Raw genomic sequence first — 20,536 nt, forward strand, 5'->3', positions numbered from 1 at the left:
CTTTTCGTGTGAAAGAAGAGTTCGGGCATATATTACAAATATTACAAATTCTACTCTGATTTTTAATATATCTTAAGAAAATCTTCCATTGTATACGGAGTTACTATGCCTTATAATGTAGATGAAAACAAGAAAAAATATAGATATTGTGGGGTAATACGAATGAAGAAGAAAGACATGAGAAGGGCGCGTGCAAGAGCAAGAGCAGCCATAAAACGTAGAAATAAAAAGAAACACGGCAAAGTTTCCACAATCAGTATTCTGGGAGTACTGATGGTATGCCTGGTATCGGCATTACTGCTCAGCCATGGAGCTGTCGCAGGAGGACAGCAGGAAATACCGATTACGCTGAAGGTGGATGACATTTCTGTTGTGCAGGGAGAGGAAAGGCCGCTTCTTACAGCAAAAGCCAGCTGCGACGGAGATGTGGAGACGGTCCTGGATGAAGATACGGGGTATACGATCCAGGATCTTGTGGATGAGTTGAACCGTGGTATCGGCTTCACGCTGGAGTGCGATGGAGACGGAAGTACGGAAGGAAAGTTTCCAATCAAGGCAGAACTTACCAGTGAGATCACTACGCCGCTTTATGCAGAGTGGTTTGGTAAAGTGAAGGTTGATGTTGAGGATGGTGTCTTTGAAGTTAAGAACCAATACGGAGAATGGGATGACAGTCGATTCAAACGCTGGGACGGTACATATGTTGCAAATGATTTTATCACTTATCATGGCAGGACCTATTATTTTGGAGAGGACGGCAAGAAAGTAATTGGATGGCAGGAAATTGCTTCGGCCCGTTATTATTTCGATAAAAAGGGCGTCATGCAGACCGGCTGGTATGAAGAAGACGGCGCAAAATACTATTTTGACGATACGGGAATGATGACGGTCGGATGGCTGACACTGGATGATAATAAGTATTATTTTGATCAGGAAGGTAAGATGCTGACCGGAGAACAAAAAATCGGTGTGAGAAAATGCGTCTTTTCCGAAGACGGAGTTCTGGAATCTGAGGAAGGCGGCGTAGATCCGAACGCACCGATGGTTGCACTCACATTTGATGACGGACCGGGGCCAAGAACTGCTGAGCTGCTGGATGTTCTGGCGGAATATGATGCAAGAGCGACATTTTTCATGCTGGGAACTCAGGTGAGCAAGAATCCGGATACTGTGAAGAAAATGGCAGAGATCGGCTGTGAACTGGGCAATCACTCCTATGATCATACAAATCTGACGAATCTGGATGCAAATGGAATCCAGAAACAGATGAGTGACACGAACAATCAGCTCGTCGAAGCTTGTGGACAGAAAGCGACGGTCATGCGTCCTCCTTACGGTGCGATTAATGATACAGTTAAACAGAACGCAGGCTTGCCTATGATTCTGTGGTCTATAGATACTCTGGACTGGAAGACGAGGAATACGCAGTCCACGATCGACGCAGTTATGAATAATGTCCAGGACGGAGCTGTCATTCTGATGCATGATATTCATACACAGTCCATTGATGCGGCCATTGCATTGATTCCGAAGCTTCAGGAAGCCGGATATCAGCTTGTTACCATCAGTGAGATGGCAGAGGCGAAAGGAATCCAGATGGAAAATGGCGGAAAATATGGATTCTTCCAAAAAAGTGAATAAAAGGTGTTTGCAGTTTTCTAAAAATGTGGTATCATATAGCATAGTAACGCTTTACAGTGTGAAACTATAGAACGAGAGGTACAAAGAAATGGCATATGAAATAACAGGGCATACTGTCCTTACCGGCCTCCTTGGAAGTCCTGTGGCTCACAGTATTTCGCCAATGATGCACAACGAAGCATTCCGCCAACTGGGGCTGGACTATGCATACTTGGCATTTGATGTCGGGACAGATCATTTGAAGACTGCTGTGGAAGGTCTTAAAGTCATGGGAGTCAGGGGCTTTAACCTTACAATGCCGGATAAGAATCTGATGTGTAGTCTGGTTGATAAGCTTTCACCTGCTTCAGAAATCGGTGGGGCAGTGAATACAGTGGTAAATGATGACGGCGTGTTGACCGGATATACAACGGATGGAAGCGGATTTATGCGATCAGTTAAGGAAGAAGGCATGGATATTATCGGGAAGAAGATGACACTTCTCGGAGCAGGAGGAGCTGCGGCCGCAATCATGATTCAGGCGGCACTGGACGGAGTGGCTGAGATCTCCGTATTCAATATCCGAGATGATTTCTTTACACGTGCAGAAGGTATTATGGAAAAATTGAGAGGGCAGACGGAATGTAAGCTAAATCTTTATGATTTCTCAGATCCGGAAGTTCTGAAGAGAGAGATCGCAGAGAGTGTCATCCTTGTAAACGGAACTTCCATCGGAATGGCACCGCGTACAGACCGCTGCATTATAACTGACGACAGTGTATTCCGGAAAGATCTGTTTGTCTTTGATGTGATTTATAATCCGGAGGAAACCCTTCTTCTTAAGAAGGCGAAAGCGGTCGGATGTCAGACAGCAAACGGTCTGAATATGCTCCTTTATCAGGGCGCGGCTTCTTTTGAACTCTGGACCGGGTGTGAGATGCCGGTTGACATCATCAAGGAAAAATATTTTAAACGTTAATTGACAAATCGGTTTGAATTGTGTATTATGGTTTATATGCTGATAAAATTGAATATTCTACTATCGAAATACGATGAAAAGAAGTAGTAGGTATAATGAAGTGTCACAGAGAGTCCTTGGCAGGTGCGATAAGGATACAACGAGTTATATTGAATTCCTCTTGGAGTAGAGTGCTGAATTACTGTAACAGTATTAGTAGGCATCTCCGGAAGCAGCCGTTATCTGCAAGGGTATAACCGGAATAAAGGCGTACCTGTCGAGGCAGTTGCTGTGAAGTAACTGTGAAGTGAGGTGGAACCACGAAGTATGATTACTCTCGTCCTCTGTATGTGCAGAAGACGGGAGTTTTTTATTACCATTGACTCAATAGGAAACTTCGTTTCTGCAAAAGTACGCTTCCCGGTGGGAGCATGTTTTTCAAAATCTTAAGAGACAGAAAGGAAAAAGACTATGATTATTGTATTAAAACCAAGAACAACAGAAGAAAATATTTTGCGAGTAGAAAACATGGTGCGCGCGAGAGGGCTCGAGACGCATACAGTCCGTGGTGAAGAGCTTACCATTATCGGATGTATCGGCGATACGGTCCGCGTTGACCCGCGGCTTTTTGAAGTGGATAAAAGCGTAGAAAAAGTTATGCATGTGCAGGAACCGTATAAACTGGCGAACAGAGCATTTCATCCGGAAGATACAATCGTTGATGTTGCAGGTGTTAAGGTCGGCGGAGGCCATATGGCACTGATCGCCGGACCCTGCTCTGTAGAAAGTGAAGAACAGGTGATCGAGATCGCTAAGGCGGCTAAAGAATCCGGTGCAAATATGCTCCGCGGTGGGGCGTTCAAGCCGAGAACCAGTCCATATTCTTTCCAGGGAATGGGACTTGCGGGGCTGGATATCCTTTGCAAAGCAAGAGAAGTAACCGGCCTTCCAATCGTAACGGAACTGATGTCTGCAGAGTATCTGGATTTATTTGATGAAAAAGTAGATTTGATCCAGATTGGTGCAAGAAATATGCAGAATTTTGATCTCTTGAAACAGCTTGGTAAAACAAAGAAACCGATTCTTCTGAAGAGAGGGCTGAATGCAACATATGAAGAGTGGATCATGTCGGCAGAATACATTATGTCATCCGGCAACCCGAACGTAATCCTGTGCGAAAGAGGTGTACGTACATTCGAAAGCTACACCAGAAACACACTGGATTTACAGGCAATTCCGGTAATCAGACGTTTGAGTCATCTTCCGATCATCGTGGATCCGAGCCACGCAGGCGGAAAATGGTGGCTGGTAGAACCGATGTCCAAAGCAGCGGTTGCAGCAGGGGCAGATGGTCTTATGATCGAAGTACACAACAATCCGGAGTGTGCGCTCTGCGATGGAGGACAGTCTTTGAAACCGGCGAAATATGATACCCTGTTGAAAGAGATCCGTCAGATTGCAGAAGTTGTAGGTAAGAAAATGTAATTGACAGGAGGATAGAACATGAGTGAACCAGGTATCAAAATGGTCGTTGATTTAAAAGAACATAGTTATCCGATATATATAGAAAGGGGAATTATGGGTCAGGCTGCCGAACGGATCAAAGAAGTATATCATGGCAGAAAAGTGATGATCATCTCGGATGACAGTGTGTACGCTTATTATGGAGAGGCAATTAAGAAAGAACTCTCAGGAAGTTTTGAATGCTATGAAACAATCATTCCTCATGGCGAACCGTCTAAAAGTTTTCAGACCCTTCCGAGGGTATACAGTTCACTTCTGAAGGCGAAGATTACCAGAACGGATCTGATTGTGGCACTCGGCGGTGGGGTGACCGGTGATCTGGCAGGATTTGTGGCAGCAACTTTCTTAAGAGGAATTCAATTTGTCCAGATCCCGACTTCCATATTGGCACAGGTGGATTCGTCTGTAGGAGGAAAAGTGGCAGTTGATCTTCCGGAGGGAAAGAACCTGGTTGGCGCATTTTACCAGCCGAAAATGGTTCTGATCGATCCGGATGTACTGGACACTCTTCCGGAACGCTATGTAACCGATGGAATGGGAGAGGTCATTAAATACGGATGCATCAAGGACGCAGAATTATTTGCAAAACTAGAAGAGTACGGCTCTTTCGAGAATCTGAAGGCGCATTTAACCGACGTGATCGCGACTTGTGTAAACATTAAAAGAGTGGTCGTGGAAGAAGACGAATTTGACATGGGAGAACGGATTCTTCTGAATTTCGGGCATACGCTGGCACATACGATTGAGCAGTATTATCACTATGAGAGAGAAAGCCACGGAGAAGCGGTTGCTATCGGAATGTATCAGATCACCAAGATCGCGGAGGAGAAGGGGCTTACGAAAACGGGGGAGGCCGAGAGAATCAAGAATGTCCTGAAGGCTTATGGACTTCCGACAGAAGCGCATCTTCCGCTTCCGGAATTGATCGAGGCAATGAAGCTGGATAAGAAAACAATGGGAAATAAATTGAAGGTCGTGCTGCTTCACGAGATCGGAGATGCTTATGCATATCCGACGAGCATAGAATTTTTCGCGGGAGACCGTCAGGTATAAAAAAAGAGTTCCGAAAGGAACTCTTTTTAAAATCGTGAATTTATTTCTGGTTCGCCATGCGCCCCTCAAGAAGATCGTGAATCTTGTCGGTCGGGTTCAGAACGGAGCTGATCGGGATGTCATGATTCAGAGAATCGATGATCAGTGCGAGGAACTTGCTCATGTCTGCTTTGATAAAGTACGGCTTTGAGTTAAGTTCAGGCGGAAGATACGTCAGGTTGGTCGTGATCAATCCATCCATATAGCCTTTTTCGTAGTATTTGTCGAATTTTCCGAGACCTTCCGTGAAAAGACCGAAGGTGGTGCAAACATATACACGTGCGGCGCCGCGGTCTTTGAGCTGCTTGGTTACATCCAACATACTTTCTCCGGATGAGATCATATCATCGACGATGATGACCGTTCTTCCATGAACATCATCCCCGAGAAACTCATGCGCTACAATTGGGTTTTTCCCATTTACAACGGTTGAATAATCGCGTCGTTTGTAGAACATTCCCATATCTACACCGAGTACATTGGAAAAGTATACGGCTCTGCCCATTGCACCCTCGTCCGGGCTGATGATCATCAGATGCTCCTTGTCGACAGCAAGGTCAGGTACAGCCTTAAGAAGTGCTTTCATAAACTGGTAAGCAGGTGAGAAGTTGTCGAATCCCTTCAATGCGATTGCGTTCTGGACTCTCGGGTCATGTGCATCGAAGGTGATGATGTTGGAAACGCCCATCTGAACCAGCTCATCCAGTGCCATGGCACAGTCAAGGGATTCTCTCTTGGTACGCTTGTGCTGCCTGCTCTCATAGAGAAACGGCATGATCACGTTGATGCGGTGTGCTTTACCGGTACATGCGGCGATCACACGCTTCAAATCCTGGAAATGATCATCCGGTGACATATGGTTCAGATGTCCGTTCACGGTATAAGTAAGGCTGTAGTTGCAGACATCGACCATAATGAATAAGTCTTTTCCGCGGACACTTTCTCCGATGACGGCTTTGGCTTCCCCAGTACCAAAACGCGGACAGTTGTGTTCTGTCAGATACGTGTCAGCTTCGTAAGAAGAAAAAATCGCAGGATCCAGAAAATCATGAAGAGATTCCTTACGAAAAGAGACAATATAATTGTCTACCTTCTTTGCGAGCGGCTCGCAGCTCTTTAAAGCGATAATCTTAAGCGGTGCGATCGGCAGCGCTTTTTCCATAAATTCTATATTTGTCATATGTGCCTCCTGTATTCGAATGTCGCTCATTTCTCCTACTCATTTATACCATTATTTTAGAACTATGGCAAGAAAGAGCTGTAAAAAATTGCAATTTTCGCGGAAATCTAGTATGATAAGAAAGAATAGAAAATGGGGAGCTTTTAATTTTATGAAGCATGAGCATATTATAAAGAGTGTAGAAGAAGGAAGCATTGCCTGGGAAATGGGGATCGAACCGGGAGACAGGCTGCTTCAGATTAACGGAAGTATCATAGAAGATGTATTTGATTATCACTATTATACGAACGATGAAGAACTTCTTATTCTGATCCAGAAGGAAAATGGAGAGGAATGGGAGCTTGAGATTGAAAAAGATTATGATGAAGATCTGGGAATCGAGTTTGAACAGGGTCTGATGGATGAGTACCGTTCCTGCAGGAACAAGTGCATGTTCTGTTTTATCGACCAGATGCCGAAGGGGATGCGGGACACCCTGTATTTTAAAGATGATGATTCCAGACTTTCTTTCCTCCAGGGAAATTATATTACGTTGACAAATATGAGCGATCATGATATACAGCGTATCGTGGATTATCATCTGGAACCGATCAATGTTTCGATTCATACAACGAATCCAGAGCTTCGCTGCAAGATGCTGCATAACCGCTTTGCGGGAGATGCGCTGAAGAAGATTCAGATTTTATACGACGGCGGGATCACGATGAACGGGCAGATCGTATTGTGTAAAGGGATCAACGACGGAGAAGAGCTGGAGAGAAGTATCCGGGATATGACGAAATGGCTTCCGAATCTTCAGAGCGTATCGGTTGTTCCGGTGGGACTTACGAAGTTCCGTGACGGGCTCTATCCGCTGGAGCCGTTTACAAAAGAAGATGCAAAGGAAGTACTTGGCATCATTCACAAGTGGCAGAAAAAGATTTATGAAGAATACGGAATACATTTTATCCATGCCGGAGACGAATGGTATTTGCTGGCGGAGGAGGAACTACCGGAAGAGGAGCGGTATGACGGATATTTACAGCTGGAGAACGGGGTAGGTATGCTGCGCCTTCTTCTGAATGAATTTGAGGAAGCATATAAGCCGCTTGCAGGTGATGGAAGAGAGATCCATCTGTCCATGGCGACGGGCAAACTGGCCTATCCGTATCTGAAGGAGATGCTGGAACGGCTGAAGGCGAAGTACCCGAATCTGAATGTGAATCTGTTTGAGATCCGCAATGATTTCTTCGGGGAGCGGATCACCGTTGCAGGACTGATCACCGGACAGGATCTGATCGCACAGCTTAAGGGGCAGGATCTGGGAGATGCGCTTCTTCTCCCGTGCAGTATGCTGCGGAGCGGAGAGGAAGTATTTCTGGATGATGTGACCGTGACGGAATTATCGGATGCTTTACAAGTTCCGATAGATATTGTAAAATCAAGCGGTCAGGATTTTATAGAAGCAGTATTACAGCAAACGAAAGGGGCAAGATTATGAGTAAACCTGTAGTTGCCATTGTGGGGCGTCCGAATGTGGGAAAATCAACGCTGTTCAACGCATTGGCAGGAGAGAAGATAGCAATTGTGAAAGATACGCCGGGGGTGACCCGGGATCGTATTTACGCCGAGGTAAACTGGCTGGATAAAGATTTTACACTGATTGATACGGGAGGTATTGAACCGGAGAGCAGGGATGTGATCCTTGCCCAGATGCGGGAACAGGCGCAGATTGCGATCGACACGGCAGACGTGATCCTGTTCATGACTGATGTGAAGCAGGGATTGGTAGATGCGGATTCGAAGGTGGCAGACATGCTCAGACGGTCGCACAAGCCGGTGATCCTCGTTGTGAATAAAGTAGATAATTTCCAGAAAATGATGCCGGATGTTTATGAATTCTATAATCTGGGCATCGGTGATCCAATGCCGATTTCAGCGGCAGAGCGGATCGGAATCGGGGATATGCTGGACAAGGTACTGGAGCATTTCCCGGAAAGAAGCGGGACAGAAGAGGAGGACGAGCGTCCGAGAATCGCGATCGTAGGAAAGCCGAACGTTGGGAAATCTTCCATTATCAATAAGCTGATCGGGGAAGACCGGGTGATCGTATCGGATATTGCAGGAACGACGCGAGATGCCATCGATACGGATATTGTGCATAACGGAAGAGAATATGTTTTTATCGACACCGCCGGACTTCGCAGAAAGAATAAGATCAAGGAAGAGCTGGAGCGCTACAGTATCATTCGTACTGTGACTGCGGTAGAGAGGGCGGATGTGGTCCTCATTGTGATCGATGCGGTGGAAGGTGTGACTGAACAGGATGCAAAGATTGCAGGAATCGCACATGACCGTGGTAAGGGGGTTATCATTGTAGTAAATAAATGGGATGCCATTGAGAAAAATGACAAGACCGTGAAGGAATATGAGCAGAAGATCCGTATGGTTCTCTCCTTCATGCCTTATGCAGAAATCATGTATGTCTCAGCCAAAACGGGACAGAGACTTCCGAAACTGTTTGATATGATCGATATGGTCATCGAAAATCAGACACTCCGTATTGCAACCGGTGTTCTGAATGAGATCATGACTGAGGCCGTTGCGCTTCAGCAGCCCCCGTCAGATAAAGGAAAACGACTGAAACTGTATTACATTACCCAGGTCGCTGTAAAGCCGCCGACATTTGTCATCTTTGTAAATGATAAAGAACTGATGCATTTTTCGTATACACGTTATTTGGAAAACAGAATTCGCGAGGCCTTCGGCTTCAAGGGAACTTCGCTGAAATTCTTTATACGTGAGAGAAAGGAGAAGGATCAGTAGGATGGAACGGCTTATTTGTTTGGGAATAGGATATGTGTTTGGATTGTTTCAGACTGGATATATTTACGGGAGAATGCATGGAATGGATATCCGCAAGCATGGAAGCGGAAATGCGGGTTCCACCAATGCACTCAGAACAATGGGTGTTAAGGCAGGCGCGATCACTCTTTTGGGGGATTGTTTTAAATGTGTGATTGCTGTGCTGGTAGTCCGGGGAATCTTCGCAAGCCGGTGTCCGGAAATCCTGCCGCTCCTTTCACTGTATGCCGGATTCGGAGCAGTACTTGGGCACAACTATCCGTTTTATCTCGGATTTAAGGGAGGAAAGGGAATTGCGGCTACGGCTGGTATGATCCTTGCGACGGATCTTAGAATGGCTGCGGTATGTCTTGTGGTTTTTGTGGTGATCGTAGCGGTTACAAGATATGTTTCTTTAGGGTCACTTGTAGTTACGGTACTGTTTCTGGCAGGACTTGTGATCTGTGGACAGATAGGGGAGTTTGGAATGGCGCAGAACTATCTTTTTGAAATGTATGGGGTAGGGCTGTTGTTTACACTATCAGCTTTCTTCCAGCACAGAGCGAATATTAAGAGACTTCGGGAAGGAACAGAGAATAAAATCGGCCTGAAGAAGAAAGAAGCATAGAAAAAGATAAGGAGAATGACAATGAAGAAGATTGGAATTATGGGTGCAGGAAGCTGGGGGACTGCTCTGGCAATTTTACTTTCAAATAATGGACATGATGTGACGGTCTGGTCGATCGACAAAAATGAGGTTGAGATGTTGTCCGAAAAAAGAGAACATACATCCAAACTTCCGGGAGTTGTGATTCCGGATCATATCGTGTTTACCAATGACATTCAGGATGGAATTCTGGAGAAAGATGTAGTCGTGCTGGCGGTGCCGTCACCGTTTACCAGAAGTACAGCGCGTTCTATGAAACCATTTGTGAAGGAAGGACAGATTCTTGTTAATGTAGCGAAAGGAATCGAAGAGAGCACACTTATGACCTTAAGTGAGCAGATTGAAGAAGAAATACCACAGGCAAATGTAGCGGTACTTTCAGGCCCGAGTCATGCAGAAGAAGTTGGACGCAAACTTCCGACGACGGTAGTTGTGGGCGCAAAGAAAAGAGAGACTGCCGAATATCTGCAGAGCATTTTCATGAGCGAAGTGTTCCGCGTTTATACCAGCCCGGACATTCTGGGCATTGAGCTGGGCGGTTCGCTGAAAAATGTCATCGCTCTGGCAGCCGGAATTGCGGACGGTCTCGGCTATGGCGATAATACAAAAGCAGCCCTGATCACGCGTGGAATCGCAGAGATCTCACGGCTTGGAGTGAAAATGGGCGGTAAGATTGAATCATTTACCGGTCTGACCGGAATCGGAGATTTGATCGTGACCTGCGCCAGTGTACACAGTCGCAATCGAAAGGCTGGCTATCTGATCGGGCAGGGCAAGACCATGCAGGAAGCGATGGATGAAGTGCAGATGGTTGTAGAAGGCGTTTATTCTGCGAAGGCAGCGAAGAAACTTGCAGAGAAATATGAGGTCTCCATGCCGATTGTAGAGGAAGTGAACCGCATCTTGTTTGAGGGAAAGAAAGCAGAAGAAGCGGTACGGGAACTGATGCTGCGTGATGGAAGAATCGAACATCCGGCACTTCCATGGGAAGAATAGAAAAAACGATACTTTAGGAGGCGTATGTTTACGAAAGACAGAAGCAGGGAAGAGGATGAGAGAGTACGCGGGGAGATCGTGAGAGTCAAACCGGATTATAGAGCGGGACTTACAGAGGAACAGGTAAGAACACGTGTGGAAAATGGATGGACGAACGAGGAAGTGGCGCCGCCAGCATTGACGACAAAAGAGATTATTCATAAAAATGTATTTACGTATTTTAACTTGATTTTTCTGGTGTTGGCGATCCTTCTTTGTATTGTCGGATCGTTCCGTAATCTGACATTTCTTCCGGTCATTATCGCAAATACAATGATCGGAATCATTCAGGAGATCCGTGCAAAAAGGGTCCTTGAAAAGCTGAACATGCTAAATGCTCCGCATGCGGAGGTGGTACGGGACGGAAATGTGCGGAAAATTGATGCGATTGATCTTGTAATCGATGACATCGTCATTTTCGGCGCGGGCAACCAGATCTGTGCGGACGCAGTGGTGGAAGAGGGAGAAGTCAGGGTCAATGAATCCCTTCTTACCGGAGAATCGGACGAGATTACCAAGCGTCGGGGAGACACGCTGCTTTCAGGAAGTTTCATTGTATCCGGAAAATGCCATGCCAGACTGACCAGTGTGGGAGAAGATTCTTATATTTCCAGGCTGACTCTGGAAGCCGGAGCCATGCCGGAAGGGGAACAGTCTGAGATGATGCGTTCTCTCGACCGGCTGGTTAAAGTTGTGGGAATCGCTCTGATCCCGATCGGGATCGTGCTTTTTGTTCAGGGCTTCTTCTTTAACGGGGAGAGTTTCCGGGAAAGCATTGTATCGATGGTTGCAGCCGTGATTGGAATGATTCCGGAAGGTCTGTATCTTCTTGCAAGTGTGGCAATGGTTGTGAGTGCCATGCGGCTTGCAAAGAAACGAGTACTGCTTCATGATATGAAGAGTATCGAGACTCTTGCCAGGGTCGATGTGCTTTGTGTGGATAAGACCGGAACAATCACGGAAAACAGCATGTGTGTGAATAAGGTCGTGAGAGCGAAGGGGTATGAGGAAGAAACTATGCCGCCGCTTGAAGAGATGATCGGGGATTTTGTGAAAGAGATGGAGGCAGACAACGCCACCATGGCTGCTCTGAAAGAATTCTTTAAAGAGAATTCCGGGAAGAAACCGGACAAAGTCATCCCGTTTTCTTCCACTGTGAAGTATAGTGGTGTCATTTACGGAGAAGATGCCTATGTGCTCGGAGCACCTGAATTCGTTCTGAGAAAGATGTTTTCAGAACATCAGGATAAGATTAATCAATTTGCAGAAAAAGGCTACCGGGTTCTTGTTTTTGCAAAATATGATGGAATTCCGGATGGAAAAGCGTTGACCGGAGAGGCAAATCCGCTGGGATATATTCTGCTTCTGAATAAAGTCCGCAAAGAGGCGCCTTCAACGTTTGCATTTTTTGAACAGCAGGGTGTTGAGATCAAAGTGATTTCCGGTGATAATCCACTGACCGTCTCTGAGACAGCAAAGCAGGCAGGAATTCGGAACGCAGAGCGCTATATTGATGCACGGGAACTAAAGACTGAGGAAGAACTGGAAGAAGCTGCCCGGAATTATACCGTATTCGGAAGAGTTGTGCCGGAACAGAAACGCCAGCTTGTGCATGCGTTGAAACGTCAGGGACGTACGGTCGCGATGACCGGGGACGGTGTCAATGACGTACTGGCACTGAAAGATGCGGACTGTTCAGTTGCGATGGCTTCCGGAAGTGATGCGGCGGCACAGGCTTCCCAGGTTGTTCTTCTGGAATCTGATTTTTCCAAAATGCCGGAAGTTGTACTGGAAGGGCGTAGAGTCGTCAATAATATTCAGAGATCGGCCAGTCTGTTTCTGGTGAAGAATATTTTTTCTTTCCTCTTATCGCTGTTCTCTCTGGCTTTCATGATTACGTATCCGCTGGAACCGTCACAGGTTTCGCTGATCACGATGTACACCATTGGTATCCCTGCATTTTTCCTGGCACTTCAGCCGAACAAGGATATCATACGGGGACATTTCCTGACGAATGTGGTTCTGAAGGCACTTCCTGCCGGACTTACGGATGTGATCGCGGTCGGTGCACTGGTCGTGTTCGGGCAGACATTCGATGTTCCTGCATCGGATATTTCTACAGCAGCGACGATGCTGCTGGCAATTGTCGGATTTATGATTCTTTACCGGATCTGTCAGCCGATGAATCTTTTCAGAAGGGTGATCTGGATAGGATGTGTCGTCGGAATGATCGGCTGCAGCATTTTCCTTCCTGATTTATTCGCAATCACGGGAATGTCTACGAAATGTATCATGCTGTTTGTAGTCTTCTCCATTGCGACAGAACCGGTGCTGCGCTATCTCACACGGTTTGTGGAGTGGATCAGAGAAGGCTATATCCGGCTGTTTAAGAATCCGGAGAAAAAGAGGGTGTAATGAATCAGACATTTTTGATTTTGACAATATTGGGAATGGTGTTTTTTGGATCAATATATGGAGGCCTGAAAGGAAAAATCGGCAATGGGGTGCTGGTATTCAAAGCGCTTGCCACTCTGATGCCGGTCCTGGCGGCCTTTGCAGGAGTGCGTGCAAATAACAGTATGTCTGGCTGGCTGATGGTCGGGGGAGCAGTTCTTTGCATGGTGGCAGACGTGCTGCTTGAGCTGGTCCTTTTGGCAGGCGTGGCTGTGTTTGCATTAGCTCACCTTTTATTCATTGCAGGATATGCATGCCGTTATGGGATGGAATGGTATACGCTTATTCTTTTTGCTACAGGATATTTGATATTTTTTGTTGGACTTGGAAAGTATCTACCTGAAGCAAAGAAGATGAACCGGAAGAAAATGGTTCCCGATGCAGTTTATCTCACCGGCGCGGCCATATATCCTGCATTTCTCTGTGGAACAGCAGCTATGGCTTTGTCCGGGCTGATTAAAAGTGGATTTTCATTAAGTGCAATACCGGGGGCTATTGGTGGAGTATGTTTTATGATTTCCGATTATATTTTGGCCTGGAGGACATTTACGAAAAGAAAAGAGAGAAAATACAGTCTGATCCTGTTAATATTTTATTATAGTGCGGTGTATTTGCTGGTATGCTGATAAAGTTGTAAGGGGTGCGTTATGGATAGAAAGCAGATGACCAATATCGAAGTGAAGAGAAACAACGGAAACCGTGTGTACCGGTATATATGCAAAAATGGTATTGTATCGAATCCGGATATTTCTTATGCGACGAAGATGAGTTTTTGCCTATAAAATGGATTGCTCTTTTGTGCTCATGTACAGCATAATCTCAGAAAGCAGGGCATACACTGGTATCAGCCGGCAAAGGAGGATACCATATGAATACATTTGACTTATACAAGGACATTGAGACGAGGACAGGCGGGGAGATCTATATCGGAGTTGTGGGACCGGTCAGAACCGGAAAATCCACGTTTATCAAGCGGTTCATGGATGTGCTGGTACTTCCGGGAATGAAGGATGAACACATGAGAGCAAGAACGTTGGATGAACTTCCCCAGTCTGCATCCGGCAAGACGATCATGACGACCGAACCGAAATTTGTCCCGAAAGAAGCGGCTGTGGTCCGTCTGTCAGGGGATACCGATGTGAAGGTGAGACTGATCGATTGTGTCGGTTACATGGTGGAAGGAGCGGCAGGGCATATTGAAAATGGAGACGAGCGGCAGGTGAAAACGCCGTGGTTTGAGTATGAGATTCCATTTACCAAGGCGGCGGGAATCGGAACCAGAAAGGTAATCTGTGACCATTCCACGATAGGAATCGTGATCACGACCGACGGGAGCATCGGTGATATTCCAAGGGAGAATTACCGCCCGGCAGAGGAACAGACGATTCAAGAACTAAAGAGTCTGGGAAAACCGTTTATCGTTCTGGTAAACACCAGAAAGCCTTATAGCGAAGAGGCGAAGAAAGTCGCAAAGGAAATCGAAGAAACGCATAAGGTTACAGCGATGCCGGTGAACTGTGAACAGCTAAAAGAGGAAGACATCCATCATATTATGGAACAGATTCTGTTTGCATTTCCGGTTTCGGAAATTCAGTTTTTCATTCCCAAGTGGGTGGAAATGCTGCCACGAGATCACAAGATCAAGCAGGATATGCTGGAATATGTGCGCCAGGTCCTTAATCATGTCGATGAGATCCGGGATGCGCAGGATGCGGTCGTGACCCCGCAAAGTCCTTACATAACTGAGGCAAAGGTTGGAAAGATCTCCATGGACACCGGATGTGTCGCTGTGGAGATCCGGGTGGATGACGCGTATTATTATGAGACATTAAGTGAACTTACCGGAACCGCGATTACCAGTGAGTATGATCTGATCGGAACGATCAAGGAACTGTCGTCACTTCGAAAAGAGTATGAGAGTGTGAAGGATGCCATGGATTCTGTGAAATTAAAAGGCTATGGTGTGGTAAGCCCCGGAAAAGAGGAAATCCATCTGGACGAACCTGTCGTCATCAAGCAGGGAAATAAGTTCGGTGTGAAAATTCATTCCGAGGCGCCGTCCATTCATATGATACGTGCCAATATCGAGACGGAAATTGCGCCGATCGTGGGGAGCGAGCAGCAGGCAGAGGATTTGAAGAACTATATCAAAGCAGCTGCCCAGTCACCGGAGGGAGTCTGGGGAACGAATATTTTCGGCAAATCCATCGAAGAGCTGGTCATGGACGGGATGCACGGAAAGATTGCGATGATCAACGATGAAAGTCAGGTGAAACTTCAGGATACCATGCAGAAAATTGTCAATGACAGCAATGGAGGGCTGGTCTGCATTATCATTTAACAGGAATATGTGGTTGCACAGATGATTTGGGGTATGTTATACTTTTAGATATCAAATATGCCGGTACCGTTTTTTACAGGTATCGGCTTTGACTGTACGTAAGGAGAAGAAAAGAGGAGAGTATAAATGAAAGCAGCAATTGTTTCAGTAGATACATTGATTTACCAGAAATTAAAAGAGGATGATTGTGCGCCGATCGTCAAAAGGATGCTGGGGCAGGTCAGCTTCCGGACGGAACTGATTCAGCCGGTTCCGAATGACAAAGAGGTGATCCGGAAGGTGCTTGCAAGGATCGCTGATGCGGAAATCGCCGATCTGGTATTGACTATCGGAGGAATCGGGTGCAGGGATGAAGACTGGACACCGGAGGCGACGAAGTCGATCCTGGACAAAGAAATACCGGGCATGGCAGAAGCGATGCGGCTGTATATGGAGAGAACGAGAAAGCGCGCCATGCTGACCAGGGGAGTTGCCGGAATCCGGAACCATACGTTGATCGTGAATCTTCCGGGAAGTCCGAAGATCATCAAGGAATGTCTGGAATACATTCTCCCGGAGATCGTTTATGCGACCGAAGTCGTACTGGGAGAACATGACGATATTAAGGAGTAGCAGATGAAAGTAAGGATATATACCGATGGCGCTGCAAGGGGGAATCCGGACGGACCGGGGGGATACGGGACGGTTCTGGAATATGTAGATACCAAAGGGCAGCTCCATGTAAAGGAATTGTCGCAGGGATATGTGAAGACGACCAATAACCGGATGGAGCTGATGGCGGTGATCGCCGGACTGGAGACCCTGAACCGGCCATGTGAGGTCGAATTATATTCGGATTCTCAGTATGTGGTCAACGCATTCAACCAGCACTGGATCGAAGGATGGATCCGCAAAGGATGGAAGCGCGGCAAGAACGAACCGGTCAAGAATGTGGACCTCTGGAAACGCCTTCTGGAGGCGAAAAAGCCGCATCAGGTTCAGTTTATCTGGGTGAAAGGTCATGACGGCCATCCCCAGAATGAGCGGTGTGACCAGCTCGCGACGACAGCGGCCGACGGAAAGGATCTGATCGTTGACGAGGGACTTTAGACTTTACAAGATAGAAAAAATGTGTTAGAGTGTTTGAGGCAAGTAAGACAGACGTTCGCGGCTGCAGGTGCCGAAAGGCCGCAGGTGAGGAAAGTCCGGGCTTCACAGGGCAGGATGCCGGATAACGTCCGGTGGAGGTGACTCCAAGGAAAGTGCAACAGAAATAAACCGCCTGTCATATGACAGGTAAGGGTGGAAAGGCAGTGTAAGAGACTACCGCCCGTCTGGTAACAGAAGGGGCACATGTAAACCCCATCCGAAGCAAGACCGAATCAAAACGATGTGGCGGCCCGTCACGTTTTAGGTAGGTCGCTTGAACCTGCTGGCGACAGCAGGTCTGGATAGATGAACGTCCAACGACATAACCCGGCTTATCGTTTTGCTTGCCTGTTTATACTGAATTTTTATTTATGGTTTGTCATAGTTATGTATAATGTAGCGGAGAGGAAAGGTGGCTATTGTTAGTCACTTTTTTCTTTTATAAAGTAAATATAGGAGTATGATACTGGAGTGGAGTAAAATGTACGATATCGGAATATGTGATGATGGGTTTGAGATTTGTGGTTTTATTCAAAAGGTAATCAAGGAATATGCAGCAACTCATTTAATGAAAAAGAATTGGGAAAAGAATTAGAATTTGCAGATAGCATTGGATTCCTTCTGGAAAACCCTACTTTTCTGGACCGGTATTCTGGCTATGAGAACTTGAAGATGCTGGCATCTATTCGGAACCTGATTGGAGAAGAAGAAATTTATGCTATACTGCGAAAAGTTGGACTGGATGCAAAGGCGGAAAAGAAGAAATATCGTAAGTATTCCCTTGGGATGAAACCCGACAAAAAAGCTAATTGCAACAAAATAGTATAGGGAGAGGTATCACTCTTTTGAGTAATATCTCTCCCTATTAAAGGTTGTTTATTTTCCTTACGTTATTTTACAGAATTAATGTTTTCTCCTTTTCTGTCTGTCATATTTTTCTTCGCAGTATTTGCACCGGTACACTTCATTTTCCGGATCGGTCAGGACGAAGATATGATCCAGCTCCTGTTCGATGGAAGTGATACAGCGTGGATTCTTGCATTTGATCACATTTTTGATCTCTTTCGGAAGCGTCAGCGCCTTTTTGTCGACGATTTCTTCATTTTCAATGATATTGATCGTAATGTTGTGATCGATGAATCCGAGGATATCCAGGTCGATGATGTCGATCGGACATTCGATTTTGATGATGTCCTTCTTACCCATCTTGTTGCTCTTGGCGTTCTTGATGATAGCTACACAGCAGTCCAGCTTATCCAGCTTCAGATATTTGTAAATATCCATGCTCTTTCCGGCTTCAATGTGATCAAGAACAAAACCTTCCGAAATCTTACCGATATTCAATGTATTCTTTACCATAGTCAGTTACCTCCTAATCCACATGGATATCAAGCAGTGTCAGAATGAGGGCCATTCGGATATAGACACCATACTGTACCTGCTTGAAATAAGCAGCTCTTGGATCCTCATCTACTTCGACAGAGATCTCATTTACCCTTGGAAGCGGATGAAGCACCAGCATATCCGGCGGTGCGAGTTCCATTTTGGCTTTGTCGAGAATATAGAAATCCTTCATACGGACATAATCTTCTTCGTTAAAGAAACGCTCTTTCTGTACACGTGTCATATAGAGAAGATCGAGGTCAGGAAGCGCCTCTTCAAGACGAACTACCTCAGTATATGGAATGTTCTGTTTATCCAGAACGTCATGTCTTACATAATCCGGAAGACGAAGTTCTTCTGGTGAAATCAGTACAAATTCAATATCATCGTAGCGGGCAAGGGCATTGATAAGAGAATGAACGGTACGGCCGAATTTTAAGTCACCACAGAGACCGATTTTCAAGTGGTTCAATCGTCCTTTCAGAGAACGGATCGTAAGCAGGTCGGTTAAAGTCTGGGTCGGATGCTGATGTCCGCCGTCACCTGCGTTGATGACAGGAATGGTAGCATGCTGGCAGGCAACCATCGGAGCCCCCTCCTTCGGATGCCGGATCGCACAAATATCAGCGTAGCAGGAAATCATGCGGATCGTGTCAGAAACACTTTCGCCTTTTGCAGCAGAACTGGATGCTGCTGAAGAAAATCCCATGATGCTGCCCCCAAGATTCAGCATTGCAGCTTCATGGCTGAGGCGGGTACGGGTGCTTGGTTCATAGAATAAAGTAGCAAGCTTTTTGCCGTCGCATGCATGTGCGTATTTCTTTGGATTTGCCTCGATGTCGTTCGCGAGATCCATGAGTTTGTCAAGTTCTTCGACAGAAAAATCTAATGGACTCATTAAATGTCTCATGTAGGAAACCTCCTTTATTTTTGCCAGAATGACGACAGGTCTTCTGGAATTAATCTTTATTCTTCACTATCATATAATAAAACAGACCACATTTCAATAAGGATTTTATCTTTTGGTTTTCCGGCAGTTCGCTCTGATTTGGATATTCAGCCAAAGGAAGAGGAATAAAGAACTGGATTTTATAAAAAAAATAGTATATAATGTCCACGCAGGCAATGAATGCCGAAAGAACGAGCGAATGATAGAAGAAAGAACGTACAGATAAGGAGAGAATCCATTATGGAAACATTACTGGAGATGAGGCAGAAACTGGATGAGATCGATACCCAGATTACGGAGCTCTACGAGAAACGTATGGAAATATGCGGACAAGTGGCGGATTATAAGATAAAAAATGGAAAAAAGGTACTGGACCGCACACGCGAGAATGAGAAGCTGGCGTCCGTATCTGCAATGGCGACGAATGATTTTAATAAAAAGGGAATCAGAGAACTGTTTGAGCAGCTGATGTCCATGAGCCGGAAACTCCAGTATCAGAAGTTGTCCCAGGAAGGCGTCCTTGGAAGACTTCCTTTTATTGAACTGGATGAGCTGAATGTGGAAGGGGCCCGTGTGGTGTTTCAGGGCGTTGAGGGCGCCTATAGTCAGGCTGCCATGGAGAAATTCTTCGGATCAGGTCAGAAGAATTTCCATGTGCCGACGTTCCGGGATGCAATGGTAGCGATCGAAGAAGGAACGGCGGATTATGCGGTGCTCCCGATTGAAAATTCGACAGCAGGCGCGGTGGATCAGGTCTATGATCTCCTGGTAGAATTTGAAAATTATATTGTCGGTGAAGTCATCCTTCCGGTCCGCCATCAGCTTGCCGGTCTTCCGGGTGTGAAGATTTCCCAGATCAAGAGAGTATATTCCCATCCGCAGGGACTGATGCAGAGCGCCAGATTCCTGGATAATTACGGGGACTGGGAGCAGATCAGTGTCGCGAATACGGCGGTTGCGGCGAAGAAGGTGCTGGAGGAGAAGAATCCGGAGCAGGCGGCTGTGTGCAGTGAATATGCGGCAAAGCTTTACGGCCTGGAGATCCTGGAGCAGGACATCAATGCAGAATCCGATAATTCGACGAGATTTATTGTCATTACGAACCAGAAGGTATTTTTGAAACATGCCTCAAAAATCAGCATCTGCATGGAAGTTCCGCACGAAAGCGGATCCTTGTATCACCTGCTTTCACATTTTATTTACAACGACTTGAATATGACCAAGATTGAATCACGCCCGATCGAAGGAAGAAGCTTTGAATACCGCTTCTTCGTTGATTTTGAGGGAAATCTTGCGGACGCGGCCGTCAAAAATGCGATCCGCGGTTTGAGAGAAGAGGCGCTGAATCTGAAAATTCTCGGCAATTACTAGATTCAGAACAG

General features: G+C 46.1%; 19 protein-coding genes, 1 other RNA gene and 1 other annotated feature. Of the genes, 17 read left to right on the plus strand and 3 right to left on the minus strand.

Annotation, left to right across the window (positions count from 1 at the left end; all coding sequences use genetic code 11):
• Positions 1 to 162 precede the first annotated feature (162 nt).
• The 4 genes from ACTNBR_RS00255 to aroB all read left to right on the plus strand — a co-directional run bounded on the left by ACTNBR_RS00255 (position 163) and on the right by aroB (position 5,155).
• Positions 163 to 1,641: a polysaccharide deacetylase family protein gene (locus ACTNBR_RS00255; protein ID WP_441015910.1), complete on the plus strand. Its 1,479-nt coding sequence runs from the start codon at positions 163 to 165 to the stop codon at positions 1,639 to 1,641.
• Positions 1,642 to 1,729: 88 nt separating this feature from the next.
• Positions 1,730 to 2,599 (plus strand): shikimate dehydrogenase, encoded by an 870-nt coding sequence (locus ACTNBR_RS00260; RefSeq protein ID WP_441015913.1) that lies wholly within the window; start codon positions 1,730 to 1,732, stop codon positions 2,597 to 2,599.
• 64 nt (positions 2,600 to 2,663) lie between these two features.
• Positions 2,664 to 2,926 (plus strand) — a binding site (T-box leader).
• Between the two features lie 123 nt (positions 2,927 to 3,049).
• Positions 3,050 to 4,063, plus strand: coding sequence for a 3-deoxy-7-phosphoheptulonate synthase (gene aroF / locus ACTNBR_RS00265; RefSeq protein ID WP_427806429.1), 1,014 nt, complete (start codon positions 3,050 to 3,052; stop codon positions 4,061 to 4,063).
• Positions 4,064 to 4,096: 33 nt separating this feature from the next.
• Positions 4,097 to 5,155 (plus strand): 3-dehydroquinate synthase, encoded by a 1,059-nt coding sequence (gene aroB / locus ACTNBR_RS00270; RefSeq protein ID WP_441016015.1) that lies wholly within the window; start codon positions 4,097 to 4,099, stop codon positions 5,153 to 5,155.
• 40 nt (positions 5,156 to 5,195) lie between these two features.
• Here aroB and ACTNBR_RS00275 read toward each other — a convergent pair whose 3' ends face one another.
• Positions 5,196 to 6,374 (minus strand): ribose-phosphate pyrophosphokinase, encoded by a 1,179-nt coding sequence (locus tag ACTNBR_RS00275; protein WP_427819131.1) that lies wholly within the window; start codon positions 6,372 to 6,374, stop codon positions 5,196 to 5,198.
• 112 nt (positions 6,375 to 6,486) lie between these two features.
• Here ACTNBR_RS00275 and ACTNBR_RS00280 point away from each other — a divergent pair, with 112 nt between their 5' ends.
• The 12 genes from ACTNBR_RS00280 to ACTNBR_RS00335 all read left to right on the plus strand — a co-directional run bounded on the left by ACTNBR_RS00280 (position 6,487) and on the right by ACTNBR_RS00335 (position 17,650).
• Positions 6,487 to 7,854: a DUF512 domain-containing protein gene (locus ACTNBR_RS00280; protein ID WP_427806425.1), complete on the plus strand. Its 1,368-nt coding sequence runs from the start codon at positions 6,487 to 6,489 to the stop codon at positions 7,852 to 7,854.
• Positions 7,851 to 9,179, plus strand: a complete 1,329-nt coding sequence (der, locus tag ACTNBR_RS00285; RefSeq protein ID WP_427806423.1) for a ribosome biogenesis GTPase Der — start codon at positions 7,851 to 7,853, stop codon at positions 9,177 to 9,179. The genes ACTNBR_RS00280 and der overlap by 4 nt, the downstream gene beginning before the upstream one ends.
• 1 nt (position 9,180) lies before the next feature.
• Positions 9,181 to 9,825 (plus strand): glycerol-3-phosphate 1-O-acyltransferase PlsY, encoded by a 645-nt coding sequence (gene plsY, locus ACTNBR_RS00290; RefSeq protein WP_441015916.1) that lies wholly within the window; start codon positions 9,181 to 9,183, stop codon positions 9,823 to 9,825.
• A gap of 21 nt (positions 9,826 to 9,846) precedes the next feature.
• On the plus strand, positions 9,847 to 10,860 hold the full coding sequence (locus ACTNBR_RS00295) for an NAD(P)H-dependent glycerol-3-phosphate dehydrogenase (RefSeq protein ID WP_427806421.1): 1,014 nt from the start codon (positions 9,847 to 9,849) through the stop codon (positions 10,858 to 10,860).
• Positions 10,861 to 10,884: 24 nt separating this feature from the next.
• Positions 10,885 to 13,314 carry a cation-translocating P-type ATPase gene (locus ACTNBR_RS00300; protein ID WP_441015919.1) on the plus strand — a complete coding sequence of 810 codons (2,430 nt, stop codon included), beginning with the start codon at positions 10,885 to 10,887 and terminating at the stop codon, positions 13,312 to 13,314.
• Complete coding sequence (locus tag ACTNBR_RS00305; RefSeq protein WP_427806419.1) at positions 13,314 to 13,979, plus strand: lysoplasmalogenase family protein; 666 nt, start codon at positions 13,314 to 13,316, stop codon at positions 13,977 to 13,979. The genes ACTNBR_RS00300 and ACTNBR_RS00305 overlap by 1 nt, the downstream gene beginning before the upstream one ends.
• A 21-nt stretch (positions 13,980 to 14,000) precedes the next feature.
• Positions 14,001 to 14,135 carry a hypothetical protein gene (locus ACTNBR_RS00310; RefSeq protein WP_427819141.1) on the plus strand — a complete coding sequence of 45 codons (135 nt, stop codon included), beginning with the start codon at positions 14,001 to 14,003 and terminating at the stop codon, positions 14,133 to 14,135.
• Between the two features lie 86 nt (positions 14,136 to 14,221).
• On the plus strand, positions 14,222 to 15,694 hold the full coding sequence (spoIVA, locus tag ACTNBR_RS00315; protein WP_441015922.1) for a stage IV sporulation protein A: 1,473 nt from the start codon (positions 14,222 to 14,224) through the stop codon (positions 15,692 to 15,694).
• Positions 15,695 to 15,820: 126 nt separating this feature from the next.
• On the plus strand, positions 15,821 to 16,306 hold the full coding sequence (locus tag ACTNBR_RS00320) for a MogA/MoaB family molybdenum cofactor biosynthesis protein (RefSeq protein ID WP_427806415.1): 486 nt from the start codon (positions 15,821 to 15,823) through the stop codon (positions 16,304 to 16,306).
• A 3-nt stretch (positions 16,307 to 16,309) separates the two neighbouring features.
• A complete protein-coding gene (rnhA, locus tag ACTNBR_RS00325) occupies positions 16,310 to 16,783 on the plus strand; it encodes a ribonuclease HI (protein WP_427806413.1) in 474 nt (157 codons plus the stop codon).
• 39 nt (positions 16,784 to 16,822) lie between these two features.
• Positions 16,823 to 17,173, plus strand: an RNA gene (gene rnpB, locus ACTNBR_RS00330) — RNase P RNA component class A.
• A 228-nt stretch (positions 17,174 to 17,401) separates the two neighbouring features.
• A complete protein-coding gene (locus ACTNBR_RS00335) occupies positions 17,402 to 17,650 on the plus strand; it encodes a hypothetical protein (RefSeq protein WP_441015925.1) in 249 nt (82 codons plus the stop codon).
• A 75-nt stretch (positions 17,651 to 17,725) separates the two neighbouring features.
• On the opposite strand, the gene ACTNBR_RS00340 is transcribed toward ACTNBR_RS00335, so the two are convergent.
• Positions 17,726 to 18,181, minus strand: coding sequence for an aspartate carbamoyltransferase regulatory subunit (locus tag ACTNBR_RS00340; RefSeq protein ID WP_427806411.1), 456 nt, complete (start codon positions 18,179 to 18,181; stop codon positions 17,726 to 17,728).
• A 13-nt stretch (positions 18,182 to 18,194) separates the two neighbouring features.
• Positions 18,195 to 19,115 carry an aspartate carbamoyltransferase gene (gene pyrB / locus ACTNBR_RS00345; protein WP_427806410.1) on the minus strand — a complete coding sequence of 307 codons (921 nt, stop codon included), beginning with the start codon at positions 19,113 to 19,115 and terminating at the stop codon, positions 18,195 to 18,197.
• 279 nt (positions 19,116 to 19,394) lie between these two features.
• On the opposite strand from pyrB, the gene pheA reads away from it, so the two are divergent.
• A complete protein-coding gene (gene pheA / locus ACTNBR_RS00350) occupies positions 19,395 to 20,525 on the plus strand; it encodes a prephenate dehydratase (RefSeq protein WP_427806409.1) in 1,131 nt (376 codons plus the stop codon).
• Positions 20,526 to 20,536 lie beyond the last annotated feature (11 nt).

Source organism: Bariatricus sp. HCP28S3_F11 (assembly GCF_052065395.1).
Classification (GTDB): domain Bacteria; phylum Bacillota; class Clostridia; order Lachnospirales; family Lachnospiraceae; genus Allocoprococcus.

What these genes read in the sequence shown, in the direction of transcription:
- pheA (WP_427806409.1), top strand. Translation starts at nt 19,395, where the DNA reads ATGGAAACATTACTGGAGATGAGGCAGAAACTGGATGAGATCGATACC.
- ACTNBR_RS00305 (WP_427806419.1), top strand. Translation starts at nt 13,314, where the DNA reads ATGAATCAGACATTTTTGATTTTGACAATATTGGGAATGGTGTTTTTT.
- ACTNBR_RS00340 (WP_427806411.1), bottom strand. Translation starts at nt 18,181, where the DNA reads ATGGTAAAGAATACATTGAATATCGGTAAGATTTCGGAAGGTTTTGTT.
- ACTNBR_RS00275 (WP_427819131.1), bottom strand. Translation starts at nt 6,374, where the DNA reads ATGACAAATATAGAATTTATGGAAAAAGCGCTGCCGATCGCACCGCTT.
- der (WP_427806423.1), top strand. Translation starts at nt 7,851, where the DNA reads ATGAGTAAACCTGTAGTTGCCATTGTGGGGCGTCCGAATGTGGGAAAA.
- ACTNBR_RS00295 (WP_427806421.1), top strand. Translation starts at nt 9,847, where the DNA reads ATGAAGAAGATTGGAATTATGGGTGCAGGAAGCTGGGGGACTGCTCTG.
- ACTNBR_RS00300 (WP_441015919.1), top strand. Translation starts at nt 10,885, where the DNA reads ATGTTTACGAAAGACAGAAGCAGGGAAGAGGATGAGAGAGTACGCGGG.
- plsY (WP_441015916.1), top strand. Translation starts at nt 9,181, where the DNA reads ATGGAACGGCTTATTTGTTTGGGAATAGGATATGTGTTTGGATTGTTT.
- pyrB (WP_427806410.1), bottom strand. Translation starts at nt 19,115, where the DNA reads ATGAGACATTTAATGAGTCCATTAGATTTTTCTGTCGAAGAACTTGAC.
- ACTNBR_RS00280 (WP_427806425.1), top strand. Translation starts at nt 6,487, where the DNA reads ATGATAAGAAAGAATAGAAAATGGGGAGCTTTTAATTTTATGAAGCAT.
- rnhA (WP_427806413.1), top strand. Translation starts at nt 16,310, where the DNA reads ATGAAAGTAAGGATATATACCGATGGCGCTGCAAGGGGGAATCCGGAC.
- spoIVA (WP_441015922.1), top strand. Translation starts at nt 14,222, where the DNA reads ATGAATACATTTGACTTATACAAGGACATTGAGACGAGGACAGGCGGG.
- aroF (WP_427806429.1), top strand. Translation starts at nt 3,050, where the DNA reads ATGATTATTGTATTAAAACCAAGAACAACAGAAGAAAATATTTTGCGA.
- ACTNBR_RS00260 (WP_441015913.1), top strand. Translation starts at nt 1,730, where the DNA reads ATGGCATATGAAATAACAGGGCATACTGTCCTTACCGGCCTCCTTGGA.
- ACTNBR_RS00320 (WP_427806415.1), top strand. Translation starts at nt 15,821, where the DNA reads ATGAAAGCAGCAATTGTTTCAGTAGATACATTGATTTACCAGAAATTA.
- ACTNBR_RS00255 (WP_441015910.1), top strand. Translation starts at nt 163, where the DNA reads ATGAAGAAGAAAGACATGAGAAGGGCGCGTGCAAGAGCAAGAGCAGCC.
- ACTNBR_RS00310 (WP_427819141.1), top strand. Translation starts at nt 14,001, where the DNA reads ATGGATAGAAAGCAGATGACCAATATCGAAGTGAAGAGAAACAACGGA.